The following is a 13,771-nucleotide window of genomic DNA, read 5'->3' on the forward strand; positions in this document are numbered from 1 at the left end:
TTTATAGATAAATGGTGCGGGGGAAAAATACAAAGAATTCTTCAATCCCGAAGCGCAGGGTATTTAATGGGCAAACGCTATCTTTGCACCACCATGACAGAAAAGATCCTGATCCTCGATTTCGGTTCCCAATACACGCAATTAATTGCACGCAGCGTCCGGGAGTTGAATATTTATTGTGAAATACAACCATGCACCAAACCCGTTACCTGGGAAAGCAGTATTAAAGGCATCATCCTCTCCGGTTCACCGTTTTCCGTGAACGACCCGCAGGCCCCCGTGGTAGACATTGCCGCCATGGCAGACAAGGTACCCGTGCTGGGCGTTTGCTACGGCGCGCAGCTCATGGCCAAGGTGTTTGGCGGCGAAGTGGCCAAAAGCAGCCACCGCGAGTACGGCCGGGCCTTCATGGAGCATACTGACAAGGAAGAACCCCTGTTATACGACATTTCACCCAAGAGCCAGGTGTGGATGAGCCACGCAGACACTATTGTGCGCCTGCCGGAGGCCTTCACCCCCATTGCTCATACAGAAAATATACCGGTTGCGGCTTTCAAGAGCTTTACACTGGCCAAACACCCCCTGTTTGCCCTGCAGTTCCACCCGGAAGTAACGCATTCCCTGGAAGGCAAGCTGATCATCCGCAACTTTCTGGTACACATCTGCGGCATGCAGCAGAACTGGACGCCGGCAGCCTTTGTACAGGAAACCGTAGCCCGCATCCGGCAGGAAGTGGGCGATAAAAAAGTGGTGATGGCCCTCAGCGGCGGGGTAGACTCTACCGTGGCCGCGGAACTGATCCACAAGGCCATTGGCCAAAACCTTTACTGCGTGTTTGTAGACAACGGCCTGCTGAGAAAAGACGAATTTGCCACCGTGCTGGACTCTTACAAGCACATGGGCCTCAACGTGAAAGGGGTAGACGCCAAAGATCTTTTTTACGGCGAACTGAAGGGCGTTACAGACCCTGAAACCAAACGCAAGATCATTGGCCGCCTTTTTATTGAGGTATTCCAGCAGGAGGCCACCACCCTGAAAGACATTGCCTTCCTGGGCCAGGGCACTATTTACCCTGACGTGATAGAGTCCGTTTCTGTAAACGGGCCCTCCGCCACCATCAAATCCCACCACAACGTGGGCGGCCTGCCTGAAAAAATGAACATGGGCCTGGTGGAACCGCTGCGTTTCCTGTTTAAGGACGAAGTACGCCGGGTAGGCAAGGAAATCGGCATCAGCGACATCTTCCTGGCCCGCCACCCCTTCCCCGGCCCGGGCCTGGCCATCCGCATACTGGGAGAGATCACCCCTGAAAAAGTGGCCATGCTGCAGGAAGCAGACGCCATTTACATAGAGAACCTCCGCGAAGCGGAGCTATACAACCAGGTATGGCAGGCCGGCACCATTCTGCTGCCCGTACAAAGCGTTGGCGTAATGGGCGATGAACGGACCTACGAGTTTACCGTGGCGCTGCGCGCCGTAACCTCCACAGACGGGATGACGGCAGACTGGGCGCACCTTCCCTACGAGTTCCTCGCTAAAGTATCTAACGACATCATCAATAAAGTAAAAGGCATCAACCGCGTGGTGTACGACATCAGTTCCAAACCACCCGCCACCATTGAGTGGGAATAACGGGCCGGAGCAATTGGCGGGACAGGTTTGGCGAACGCGTTGCGTTAACATGCAAATAATTCGTAATTCCATGACCCGCAACCGACCATTGCGGAATGATTTTTGCAATTTTGGCAGCTTATGAACCGAATGAAAACTTTAACCAGTCTTGCCGTTCTCGTATCTTTCCTGATCGTACTGCAAGCCTGTAGCATTTTCCGCACGGCGCCGGTAAAAACGGACGGGCCTCCCCCGGAGCTGTCCAAACCGAAGCCGGAGGAGAAAAAGCCTGAAGAAAAAAAGCCGGAGGCCAGGGCGCCCTTTAATGTGCCCGCCTTTGCCAAAGAGGTGAAACGCAGCAGCTATAACATTGCCGTTTTTGCACCGCTTTACCTGGATTCTGTGTTTGCCACTTCGCTGGATATTCCCGGCCGCACCATGCCCCGGTATGTATTGCCCGGCCTGGAGTTTTACGAAGGCGTGCAGCTGGCCCTGGACACCCTGCAAACACAAGGCCTGCAACTGAACGTGCAGGTGTTTGACAACAAATCAAGGAATACGGACGTGGCGGCCCTCATCCGCACCCACCGGCTGGACAATACAGACCTGATCATTGGCGCCGTAGGCACACCGGAGTTCAAGCCGCTCAGTGACTTTGCCAAACAGAAAGAGATCAACCTGGTATCTGCCACCTTCCCGAACGACGGGGGCGTTACAGACAACCCCTTCCTGCTCATCAGCAACAGTACGCTCCGCTCTCACGTAGAAGCTATTCATGATTATGCGCAGAAAGGTTTCGCCAACAAGAACATACTGGTGGTACGGCGCGCGTCCAGCTTTGAGGCCAGCATTGCCAACAGCATCAAGGCGGCGTATGACCGGCTGAACTACGACAAAAAGACCCGCATCCGCGAAGTGATCTGGAGCGATGCCACCACAGACCAGCAGCTCACACAATACCTGCTGGCAGACCGGCCCAACCTGCTAATCATTACCGCGCTGGACGAGGCCGGCGCCAAAACCGTTCTCCGTAAACTGGCGCCGCACCGGGGTACCTACCCCATGCACGTGTTCGGCATGCCTACCTGGGACGTGATGAAGTTCAAGGAGCCGGAGTTTGCAGGCATCACCATGTACTACTCCTCCCCTTATTACAACGACAAAACAGACCTGTTCAGCCGCTACATCACAGACCATTTCAGGAGAGTGTACAGGTCCCGCCCGTCAGACATGGCCTTCAAAGGTTTTGAGCTGACCTACTACTTTGTAAAACTGCTCACGCAGGATGGGGTGTACTTCAACAAAGACATGAACAAACCCGGCAACCGCGTGTTCACCAGCTTCAATTTTCAGCCGGTGTACCTGAAAGACGGGGGAACGGAGAACAACATGCCGGATTATTTCGAGAACAAGAACATTTACATCATTCAGAAGGGAGACAGTGCCGATTTCAGGATGAACTCCCTGTAAAGGCATCTGCCGGATATCATAAAAGCGAGGGCGGCCCGGTGGGCCGCCCTCGCTTTTATGATACTATTTTACCTGCGTAGTTGGAGGCTTCTCCTTCGCTTCTCGTTCGCTTCACGTTCGCTTGAGGTAGTCTTACCCCATTTGGTTAATTTAGTATCATAAAAAAGAGGCTGGCCAAAAGGTGCAATACCTTTTGGCCAGCCTGTGACCCTAAATATACAAAAACTATTCCAGTGTTGGGTTGAATGACCCGCCCCAATTGGCGTTCTGTTCCAGGTTGGGGTTCCTGTCCAGTATATCGCTCAGGATGGGAAAGAAATAATACGTGTCAGGCAGCGTACTGACCTGTACGCCGCTGCGGGGTACCTGCAGCAGGCTGTATTTGAAATTCATTTCCGTCAGCGTATACGTGTTGGCCTGTTCACGGGCCTCGTTGATGGGCATGTCCGTACCGTCCGGCCGGATGGCAATGGCTTCCACACCGGTTTTGGTAGTGCCGTTGAGGCGGTTGAGCAGGCGCAGGCGGCGGAGGTCCCAGAAGCGCTGGCCTTCAAAACACAGCTCAATGTTACGCTCGGCAAGAATGGCTTCGCGCATGGCTTCCCGGGTGGCGGCGGCTATGCCGTAGTTGCCATCCGCGCCCGGCTCAATGCCCGCCCGCTGGCGGATCTCTTTCAGTATGGCCAGGGCGGCCGCGGTGTTGCCGGTTTCATTGGCCGTTTCGGCATAATTCAGCATTACCTCCGCAAAACGCATCAGCACAAAGTCCACATCGTACTGCTGTACTTCCGCCTGTTTCAGGCGCAGCAGGCTGTTTTTGAGGATGAAGAAACCCGTGTAGCGGTTCAGGTTGGTTGAGTTGGTTTGCGCGGCGGGGTTGACGCCAAAATCGTCCAGCTCATGCGCAACGCCCAGCGCGGTGTACTGCCGCTTGCCGGTTTTGCCGGATACGGGGTAATCTTTCCCGTTCCATACAATGGATTTGTCAAAACGCGGATCGCGGTTTTCCCAGTAGTGCTGCAGGAAGTCTGCGTCTGATCTGTAATACAGGCCGGTGGGGTCGTTATACAGCTTGCCGTCTTTCATGGGGAAAGCCTTTACAAATTCCCAGGTGGGGCAGGAATTGGCCGGGCCGCGGCTTTCAGAACCGGGGCGCACGCCATTGTCCCACTCGGTGGTTTTGTTCGGGTACTGGTTCACTACCGCAAACACCGTTTCCGGGCCTTTCTCTACCAGGGCAATGTTGCTGTAATCATCCACCAGCTTGTACCCCTGCGCTTTCAACTCATCATAGGCCTGTTTGTTAACGGTGTGTGCCTCCGCCCAGTAGGCATTACCCCACGGGTTGGCGGGGTTGAACTGGGGAGACGCCTTGTACAGCAGCACCTTTGCTTTAAAGGCCAGCGCAAAGTTGCCGTCTATTTTCCCGTAATCGGCCGAAGAAGGCAGGTTTTGCTTCGGCAGTTTGGCCATGGCCTCATCCAGGTCTTTGATGATGAGGTCAAAACATTCTTTGGTGGAGTGGCGCGGCGTGGCCAGGTTGGGATCGTCCTTTTCCTGCGGTACGGTAATGTAAGGCACCCCGCCGTAGTAGGTCACCATCTCGAAGTACGTGTACGCCCGCATGAACAGCGCCTGGCCGGTAATGGCGTCTTTAATTTCCTGCTTCAGCGAGCCTTTGGCCACATCCTGGATAGCCGTATTGATAAGGCGGATACGGTCATACGGCCATATCTTAAATTCACCGTTCGTCATGGTGATGCGGTCCGCATACCAGAATATGCCGGCCAGCTGTTCGCTTTTCTGTTCCAGGCCCGGGCTCCAGTTCCCGAACATGGGGTAAATGCCCGTCATATAGGCATTGGCAAGATTCTCATCGTTCCAGACCTGGTCAGGGTTGTAATTTTTGAGATCTTCTATATCCAGTACCCGTTTGCAGGAGGCGAACATGCCTGCAAGGAGTAATATTGCTAAGGTTATCTTTTTCATAATCATCATACTTTCTTTAGCACTAGAATTTAATATCTGCACCTATGGTGAACGTTTTCATGACGGGGTAAGAATCATAGTTCTTTTGCTCCGGATCATGGAACTCTTTCATGGCCGAGAAGGCGAACAGGTTGGTGCCGTTGAAATAGAGCTGCGCGCTGCTAACGCCAATGGCATTCATCCATGACCTGGGCAGCGTGTAAGACAGGTTCAGCATTTTCAAACGCATGTAGGCCCCGTTGCGTATCCAGAAAGAAGTAGCGCCGGTGCCTGACTCGTACCAGTTCTGGCCAATGGGGCGCGGGTATTTGGCATTCGGGTTTTCCGGCGTCCATACATCGCCCGCCCAGATGGGGTAGTACGGGCGGATGGCGCCGCCATGCTGGCGCATACCCTCACCTTCCTGGTTGCTGATAATACGGTCATACGCGCTTACGCCCTGGAAGAGAGATTGCAGCGCCAGGTTTTTCCAGGAGATGTTCAGCCCTATCCCGAAGTTGATGCGGGGAGCCGCGTTCTCGCTCAACAGCTGAATATCATTTCCGTCAATCTTGCCATCGGGGCCGGGTTTGTAGCCATCGCCGCGCACATCTTCAAAAATGAGCCCGCCCAGGTAAGGCTGGCGGCCGTATTGGGTAAACCCTTTGGCCAGCAGCTCGTCCAGCTGTTCCTGCGTACGTACAATGCCGAGAGATTTGAGGCCGATGATACGGTTCTCCGGCCGGCCAACGCGGCTCTGGAAATGACGGTCTCCACCGGGCGCAAACGTGGGCAGCTCGTCATAAATATCCCACCGGTCACGCGCATAGCCCATGTTGGCCGTAATGGAATAATTGATCTTGTTGCCGGCCGCTTTATCCCGCCATTCCAGGAACAGCTCCCCGCCGCGGTAAGAGCGCGCGGCATAGTTTTCCGGCGCCAGCTGCCGGCCGTAGTTGTCAGGCACGGTTTCCTGGCGGAGGCCGAGAATATCCGTTTCCTTGCGTACAAACACATCTACGCTACCGGTGAGGCGGCCGCCCAGCGTAGCAAAATCCAGGCCCGCGTTATAGGAGCGCGAGGTGGTCCAGGTGAGGTTGGGATTGGGCGTGGCCCCCGGTGAAATACCCTGGTACAGCCGGTCTCCGAACATATAACCGCCGGAGTTAATGAACACTTCGTTGAACATGAACGGCCCTATCCTGCGCCCGAAAACGTCCAGGTCGTTACCGGTGGTACCGTAAGAAGCGCGGAGTTTCAGGTCGTCAAAGGCTTTGGTGAGGTTGCGGAACCAGCTTTCTTCAGAAATACGCCAGGCCGCGGACACAGAAGGGAAAAAGCCCCAGCGGCTTTCAGGCGGGAAGAGGGCATTGCCATCGTACCGGAAAGAGAACTCCGCAATATAGCGGCTGTCATAATTATAGTTGATACGGCCTATCCAGGACTGGCGGGCGCCAATAGAGTCCCAGCCGCCCGAGTTCCTGAACTGCCTGTCTGAAGGGTAGGCGAAGAACTGGTCAATAGGCGCCACCGGGTTTTCAGCGCGCGCCATGGCGCCATAGCCGCCCATCTCCGCCTGCTCGAACACGGCCAGCGCGTCTATGCCGTGCTTGCCGAAGTTGCGGTTGTAGTTCACGAACCAGTTGAACTGATAGCTCCAGGTGGTGAAGATCTCGTAGTTCATGAAAGGCTGGTTCTGGCTGAAGGTGAAAATATTGGTCTTTTCAGGATCTGGCGGGGCCGGCAGAAAACGGTTGCCCGTAGGGTCTGCCTGGTTGAACACGTAGTTTTTCTGGTAGGTGAGAAAACGCTTGCGCATGTAGTCTTCCCCTACATAGTTGCCCATCACTTTGGTAGACAGGCCTTTCACGTATTTGTCCAGGCTGATGTCTAACGTGAGGATGCTGCTCATCTGGCGCTCCCGCGTTTTGATGTAGCGGTTGCCGATCACCTGGTCTATCACGCTCCAGGCCTGCCAGCTGCCCATGGGCGTTTGCACCGGGAACTCCGTTACATAATCCGCCGGCGTGCCGTCTGCCTCCAGGTAGAAGGGATAGGTTTTGGGCCAGTTGAAAGTTACGCGGTAGAGGTCAGACACATCAAAGTCATCATCACCCGTAAACGGCCAGTAAAACCGGTCCAGGTTCTGTTGCGTACCGGCTACGTTGAGGCTTACCTTGATGGCGTCGCTTACCTTGGCGGTTACATTGCTGCGCAGGTTGAACTTGTTGTGCGAAAGGTTTTTGTAAGAACCTTCTTCGCCGCGGTAGCTGAGCAGGGAGTAGTACGTGATCCTGTCCGTGCCGCCGGCCACGCTCAGGGAGTGACGGTGGCTGTAGGGGTTTTGCCAGATGAAATCATGCACGTTATAGCTCCTGTTCTTGAAATATTCAAACTCTTCCGGGCCGTTGGGCAGCGCTGTGCCGTTAAATTCAGCTACACGGTTCTGATAGATCAGTTCATCCGTGGCGGTGGTTTTGTCAGACAGCAGCGTCATGGTGGGGCGGCTGGTGGTATAGTTGCTCTGGAAGTTGAACACCGGTTTCTGGTTAGCCCCTTTTTTGGTGGTTACCAGTACTACGCCGTTACCCGCGCGGGAACCGTATACGGAAGCCGTGGCCGCATCTTTCAGAAAACTCATCTGGTCTACTTCCGCCGCTTCCAGCGCGTCAAAGTCAGCTTTCTCCCGCACCACGCCGTCTATCACATACAGCGGGTCCGCAAAACTGCCGCGGATGCGTACGGAAGAGCTGGCGCCGGAAAGGCCCGAGGTGTTGGTGACGTTCACGCCCGGGGCGCGCCCCGCCAGTGCGTTAGAGAGATTGGAGGGCGCAATGTTCTGGATGTCTGCCGCTTTTACGGCCGTAATAGCGCCGGTGAGGTTCACTTTTTTCTGCTGGCCGTAACCTACCACCACCAGCTCGTTGAGGCCTTTGGCGGCCGTGATCATCACCACGTCTATCTGCGTGCTGGCGCCAACAGGCACTTCCTGCTGTTCAAAGCCCACAAAGCGGAAAACCAGCACGGCGCTGGTATCCGGCACCGTAAGGGCATACTCGCCTTTTACATTGGTAACGGTGCCCTGCGTGGTGCCTTTAATGGCAATGGACACGCCGGGCAGCGGCGAACCCGTATCGTCCGTTACCTTGCCGGTAATACGTTGATCATAAGCGTAAGCGCCGGCGGTCAAACTGCAGAGAAACAGCAGTACCGGCAGGCAACGGAAAAGGGCGCGGCCCATGCCCCGTGCGTAGCGGCAGACGCCCGCAGCCGGTTGATAGCTGCGCCCTGCGCCTGGAATAGTTGAATGCATCATAATAGGTTTTGTTCGTTGAGAAATGGTTCCATTACGGAAACCCGCTAGAGTTGGGTAGCGGTAAAGAAGATTAAATGGTCATGCGCACATACAATGCTCATGGCCCTCTCGATTGGCACATCATACAATTGGTTTTTCACGTTGCAACGGAAAACACCGGCGCATTGCGCTATGCTGTCTTAGCCGGCTGCAATATTTTCGGATGGAACAAATAGGTTTTCGCAGGTCAATACCAGGTTAACGGCATTACAACTGCATGGTTCTGCAGGTCATGTTCACTGTGGCGAATATGGTCCCGATTTAAATTTCAGTTATTCAACTATTGCTACAAATATAGTAGCTGCTCCTGCATTTTTATAGCTTTTTTTTGTTTGAAAAACGATATGGCTGTTTAAGCATGCGGGCCGCGTCTTTTTTCTGGTGAACTTCATGATCGCAATCCCCCTTTAGTCTACAGAACTAGTGTCGGAAAACTGATTTACCTTTATTGCGCCGGGCAAGTACCGGCCGCCAAAACATCCTTAATGTGAAGGAGCATTAAGGAAAAGGAACCAATCATACGCAAACCAACATTAGAAAAAACGCAATTGTTTCGCATGCAGGCAACCATCAGCCATTGCTATGATATTTGTTTCTTTTTCCCCTTTGCAGCACCGGATGCTTTGTTAACTATTCACGGGAAAAATTACGCACGGACATGGACCTGCTGTCTGCATTATTACTGGTAGGATTAGGATTTCTGATCGGCACTTTCGGCACCCTCATCGGCGCGGGAGGCGGCTTTATATTGATGCCCCTGCTGCTGCTGATCTACCCTGACATGCCGCCTGACGTGCTGACCAGTATTTCACTGGCGGTGGTATGTCTCAACGCTACCTCCGGCTCCATTGCGTACGCCCGCAAAAAAAGGATCGATTACAAGTCGGCACTGGTATTTTCCGTAGCCACCCTGCCCGGCTCCATCCTGGGCGCGCTGGCCACCACGGCCATTTCCCGGCATACGTTCAACATGATACTGGGCGGCCTGCTGATGGTGATAGCCATTTTCCTGATGCTGAAACCCAAACAGGGCGGCTATGCCGGCACCGCCGGCAAAGGCAGGCTGGTAGACCGTTATATCACGGAAAGAAGCGGTGAGGCCCATCATTTTTCGTTCAACATCTGGTACGGTATCGGCATCAGCTTTGTAGTAGGTTTTCTCAGCAGCCTGCTGGGCATTGGCGGCGGTATCATCCACGTACCGGCGCTGATCAGCCTGCTCAACTTCCCCATTCACATTGCTACCGCCACCAGCCACCTGATACTGGCCATCATGTCCGCTTCCGGTACCGTGGTGCATATGGTGCAGGGGAGTTTCTGGGAGGGCTGGCAAACCGCGCTGGCCATTGGCGCCGGCGTGGTAGTGGGCGCACAACTGGGCGCCGGGCTCAGCAGCAAGGTCAAACCCAAAGGGATCATACTGGCGCTGGCAGGGGCGTTGTTCCTGGTGGGCATCCGGCTGATCTTTGCGTAACTATCCCAGTGGCCGTGCATACAACGCTTATGCCGGCGGGCGGCACCCATCCGGCATTAAGCCGCATACCCGCCGCCATCACCGCAATAAAAAACTCAATACGAACAGCACGGCCAATGCATACATCACCGGGCTTATTTTCCGGTGCTGGCCGGTAAATACCTTCAGCAATACATAAGATAACATGCCGAATACAATGCCTTCCGCAATGCTGTAGGTGTACGGCATCATTACAATGGCCAGAAAGGCGGGAATGGCCTCCGTAGTATCTTCAAAATTGATCTTCACCACCGCTCCCATCATCAGCATGCCCACCATGATCAGCGCGGGCGCGGTAGCCGCCGGGGGGATCATGGCAAAGAGCGGCGCAAAGAACAGCGCCAGCAAAAACATAACCGCCACCGTTACCGCGGTGAGGCCCGTTCTGCCCCCGGAAGCAATGCCGCTGGCGCTTTCCACATAGGCCGTTACCACACTGGTGCCCAGCAGGGCGCCCGCGGTAGTGCCTACCGCATCTGCAAACAAAGCCTGCTTGGCGCGCGGAATGCGGCCCTGCGCATCCAGCAGGCCCGCTTTGCTGCAAAGGCCTATGAGCGTGCCTACCGTGTCAAACAGGTTTACCATGAGCAGCGTGAACAATATCACTACCATATCCATCGTAAACACCTTGCTGAACTCCAGCTGAAAGGCAATAGGCCCCAGGGACGGCGGCAGGCTGATGAGAGAGCCCGAAGCCGGCCACGTGGTGATGCCCAGCGGAATGCCCGCCAGCGTGGCGGCCAGGATGCCCAGCAATAAAGCAGCGTTCACTTTCCGGTACATCAGCACGGCGCTGACCACCAGGCCCGTGAGCGCAATGAGCGGGCCGGGGCCGGTAACATGGCCGATCTGGAGGATCACGCCTTCCAGCCGCCCTTCTCCCACATGCCGCATGCCCGTTTCAATAATGCCGGCATTGGCCATGCCGATCAACGCTATCAGCAAACCGATGCCTACGGATATGGCATGTTTGAGATTTTCGGGAATGCTGTTGATGATGGCCTCCCGTATATGGAACAAGGAGAGAAAAATAAAAATGATCCCTTCCAGGAAAACGGCCGTCAACGCAAATTGCCAGCTATAGCCCATGCCGAGCACAATGGTATAGGCAAAAAACGCGTTGAGGCCCATCCCCGGCGCCAGGCCTATGGGCAGGCGGGCATAGAGGCCCATCACGAGGGTGCCAATGGCGGCGGCCAGCGCCGTGGCCGTGATGAGGGCGTTAAAGTCCATGCCCGTTTTGGAAAGGATCATGGGATTAACGGCCAGTATGTAAGCCATGGTGGAGAAGGTGGTCAGTCCTGCCAGCACTTCTTTTTTCAGGGTAGAACAATGCTCTTTCAGGCCAAAAAAATCACGCATGCAACAAAGGTAGGGTTTGGACAATTTTTTCCTAATTTCATTCCGCATGAAAAATACACCCGGCTGGCAAAAGATAGAACAGTGGCTGGCGGCAAAAGAACTGAAGCCGTTCGCATTCCAGGAAGAAGCATGGGAACATTACCTCCATGGCCGCTCCGGCCTGGTGAACGCCCCTACCGGTTTCGGTAAAACCTTTTCATTGTTCCTGGCCGTGCTCATACGGTGGGTGAACGAAGGAAGCCCCCCAACCAGCGGCCTGCAAATGTTGTGGGTGACCCCGCTGCGCGCGCTGGCCAAAGATATTGGCAGGGCCATGGAAGAAGCGCTGCATGAGCTGCGCATTCCCTGGAAAGTAGGCATCCGCAGCGGAGATACGGCTACCAGCGAGCGGGAACAGCAGAAGCGCCGCATGCCGGAAATACTCATCATCACGCCGGAGTCCATTCACATACTGCTGGCGCAAAAAGAATACGCCAAACGCTTTGAAGGCCTGCATACCGTGGTGATAGACGAATGGCACGAGCTGCTGGGCAGCAAGCGCGGCGTGCTGGTAGAACTGGGCCTCTGCCGCCTGCGCAGCCTCCGGCCGCAGCTGCAGACCTGGGGCATTTCCGCCACCATCGGCAACCTGGACGAAGCGCTGGACGTGCTCATGGGCACCGCCACCGCCAGCAAGGCCATTGTGCGGGCGGAGGTGAACAAAGCCATTGAAGTACACTGCATATTGCCCGATGAAATTGAGAAATACCCCTGGGCCGGGCACCTCGGCATACGGCTGCTGCACAAGGTGCTGCCGGTTATCCGGAACAGCCGTACCACGCTGCTGTTCACCAACACGCGCGGGCAGTCCGAGATCTGGTACCAGCAGATCCTCAAAGCCTATCCCGACATGGCGGGCGTGATGGCCCTGCACCACGGTTCCATAGACGCGGAGCTGCGCATATGGGTAGAAGAGGCCCTGCATACCGGCGCCCTGAAGCTGGTGGTATGTACGTCCAGCCTCGACCTCGGCGTTGACTTCAGGCCGGTAGACACCGTGATACAGGTAGGCAGCCCCAAGGGCGTAGCCCGTTTCCTGCAAAGGGCGGGGCGCAGCGGGCACCAGCCAGACGCCGTGAGCCACATCTGGTTCCTCCCCACCCACTCCCTGGAACTGGTAGAGGCCGCCGCCCTTAAAGACGCCATGAAGGCCAATCTCATTGAGAGCCGCATGCCCGTGGTGCTGGCTTACGACGTGCTGCTGCAATACCTCATGACACTGGCCGTATCTGACGGTTTCAACGCGGAAGAAACCTGGGCCGAAGTAAGGTCTACCTTCTGCTTCCAGAGCCTGGAACCGGAAGAATGGCAGTGGATACTCGCCTTCATGACCACCGGCGGCGAAGCGCTCAACAGCTATGACGAGTTCCGCAAGCTCCACCTGGTAGGCGACCGTTATTATTGCACCAGCCGCCAGCTGGCCATGCGCCACCGCCTGCACATCGGCACCATTGTAAGCGATGCCATGCTGAAAGTGCGGTACATGACGGGCGGTTTCATTGGCCTCATTGAAGAGTACTTCATTTCCCGCCTTTCCCCGGGTGACAGTTTCAGCCTCAGCGGCAACAACCTGGAGTTTGTGATGATCAAAGACATGACGGTGCTGGTGCGCAAGTCCAAATCAAAAAAAAGCATCGTTCCCAGCTGGAACGGCGGCCGCATGCCGTTGTCCGCCAACCTGGGCATGATGCTGCGCCGCAAGTTCCATGAGGCCATGAACGGTATTGCGCAGGAAGAAGAGATCACCATCCTGCGCCCCCTCTTTGACCTGCAGCAACTGCTTTCGCACATCCCGCAGGAAAACGAGCTGCTGATGGAGCATATCGAGACCAAAGACGGTTACCACCTCTTCGTATACCCGTTTGAAGGCAGGCTGGTGCACGAAGTGATGGCCGCCTTGCTGGCTTGGCGCATCAGCCGGCAGCATTCCATTTCGTTTTCCATTGCCATGAACGATTATGGTTTTGAACTACTGTCTGACCAGCCCATTCCCGTAGATGATACCAACGCGCAGGAGCTGCTTTCTCCTGAAAACCTGGCCGCAGACCTGCAAAGCAGTGTGAACGCCACAGAAATGGCCCGCCGCAAATTCCGGGACATTGCCGTGATAGCCGGCCTCATTTTCCAGGGTTACCCCGGCAAACACAAAGCCAACCGCCACCTGCAATCTTCCGCGTCACTGCTGTTCAACGTTTTTCATGATTATGATCCGCAGAACCTGCTGTTGCGGCAGGCCTTCAATGAAGCGTTCTTCTACCAGATGGAAGAGGCCCGCCTGCGCGACACGCTGGAGAGAATTGCCGGGCAGAAAATAGTGATCACTTTCCCGCAGCGGCTCACGCCCTTCTGCTTCCCCATCAAGGTAGACAGCCTGCGGGAACAGCTCACCAGCGAAAAGCTGGAAGACCGCATTAAAAAAATGATCGTCTGGTGAGATTTCAATACATTTGGAG

Annotated in this window: 7 protein-coding genes; 4 read left to right on the plus strand and 3 right to left on the minus strand. The window is 55.2% G+C overall.

What is annotated here, in order from left to right; translation table 11 throughout:
• The first annotated feature begins 93 nt into the window (after window positions 1-93).
• Window positions 94-1,632, plus strand: a complete 1,539-nt coding sequence (gene guaA / locus D3A97_RS03015) for a glutamine-hydrolyzing GMP synthase (protein WP_119076506.1) — start codon at window positions 94-96, stop codon at window positions 1,630-1,632.
• 120 nt (window positions 1,633-1,752) lie between these two features.
• Complete coding sequence (locus D3A97_RS03020) at window positions 1,753-3,081, plus strand: ABC transporter substrate-binding protein (protein ID WP_119076508.1); 1,329 nt, start codon at window positions 1,753-1,755, stop codon at window positions 3,079-3,081.
• A 225-nt stretch (window positions 3,082-3,306) separates the two neighbouring features.
• Here the strand turns inward: D3A97_RS03020 and D3A97_RS03025 are convergent, their stop codons facing one another.
• Together D3A97_RS03025 and D3A97_RS03030 are read right to left on the minus strand one after the other, a co-directional pair.
• Complete coding sequence (locus D3A97_RS03025; protein ID WP_198673843.1) at window positions 3,307-5,070, minus strand: RagB/SusD family nutrient uptake outer membrane protein; 1,764 nt, start codon at window positions 5,068-5,070, stop codon at window positions 3,307-3,309.
• A gap of 22 nt (window positions 5,071-5,092) precedes the next feature.
• Window positions 5,093-8,365 carry a SusC/RagA family TonB-linked outer membrane protein gene (locus D3A97_RS03030; RefSeq protein ID WP_119076511.1) on the minus strand — a complete coding sequence of 1,091 codons (3,273 nt, stop codon included), beginning with the start codon at window positions 8,363-8,365 and terminating at the stop codon, window positions 5,093-5,095.
• 697 nt (window positions 8,366-9,062) lie between these two features.
• Between D3A97_RS03030 and D3A97_RS03035 the strand changes: the two genes are divergently transcribed.
• A complete protein-coding gene (locus tag D3A97_RS03035) occupies window positions 9,063-9,878 on the plus strand; it encodes a sulfite exporter TauE/SafE family protein (protein WP_119076513.1) in 816 nt (271 codons plus the stop codon).
• 78 nt (window positions 9,879-9,956) lie between these two features.
• Here D3A97_RS03035 and D3A97_RS03040 read toward each other — a convergent pair whose 3' ends face one another.
• Entirely contained in the window at window positions 9,957-11,279 is a 1,323-nt protein-coding gene (locus tag D3A97_RS03040) for an NCS2 family permease (protein WP_119076515.1), read from the minus strand.
• Between the two features lie 46 nt (window positions 11,280-11,325).
• Here D3A97_RS03040 and D3A97_RS03045 point away from each other — a divergent pair, with 46 nt between their 5' ends.
• The gene (locus D3A97_RS03045; RefSeq protein ID WP_119076517.1) at window positions 11,326-13,752 is read left to right on the plus strand and encodes a ligase-associated DNA damage response DEXH box helicase; all 2,427 of its coding nucleotides are present in this window, start codon (window positions 11,326-11,328) and stop codon (window positions 13,750-13,752) included.
• Window positions 13,753-13,771: the final 19 nt, after the last annotated feature.

This window comes from Chitinophaga alhagiae, from assembly GCF_003568665.1.
Classification (GTDB): domain Bacteria; phylum Bacteroidota; class Bacteroidia; order Chitinophagales; family Chitinophagaceae; genus Chitinophaga; species Chitinophaga alhagiae.

Excerpts from the sequence above, each read along its gene's own strand:
- D3A97_RS03020 (WP_119076508.1), top strand. The coding sequence starts at position 1,753 with ATGAACCGAATGAAAACTTTAACCAGTCTTGCCGTTCTCGTATCTTTC.
- D3A97_RS03035 (WP_119076513.1), top strand. The coding sequence starts at position 9,063 with ATGGACCTGCTGTCTGCATTATTACTGGTAGGATTAGGATTTCTGATC.
- D3A97_RS03045 (WP_119076517.1), top strand. The coding sequence starts at position 11,326 with ATGAAAAATACACCCGGCTGGCAAAAGATAGAACAGTGGCTGGCGGCA.
- D3A97_RS03025 (WP_198673843.1), bottom strand. The coding sequence starts at position 5,070 with ATGAAAAAGATAACCTTAGCAATATTACTCCTTGCAGGCATGTTCGCC.
- D3A97_RS03040 (WP_119076515.1), bottom strand. The coding sequence starts at position 11,279 with ATGCGTGATTTTTTTGGCCTGAAAGAGCATTGTTCTACCCTGAAAAAA.
- guaA (WP_119076506.1), top strand. The coding sequence starts at position 94 with ATGACAGAAAAGATCCTGATCCTCGATTTCGGTTCCCAATACACGCAA.
- D3A97_RS03030 (WP_119076511.1), bottom strand. The coding sequence starts at position 8,365 with ATGATGCATTCAACTATTCCAGGCGCAGGGCGCAGCTATCAACCGGCT.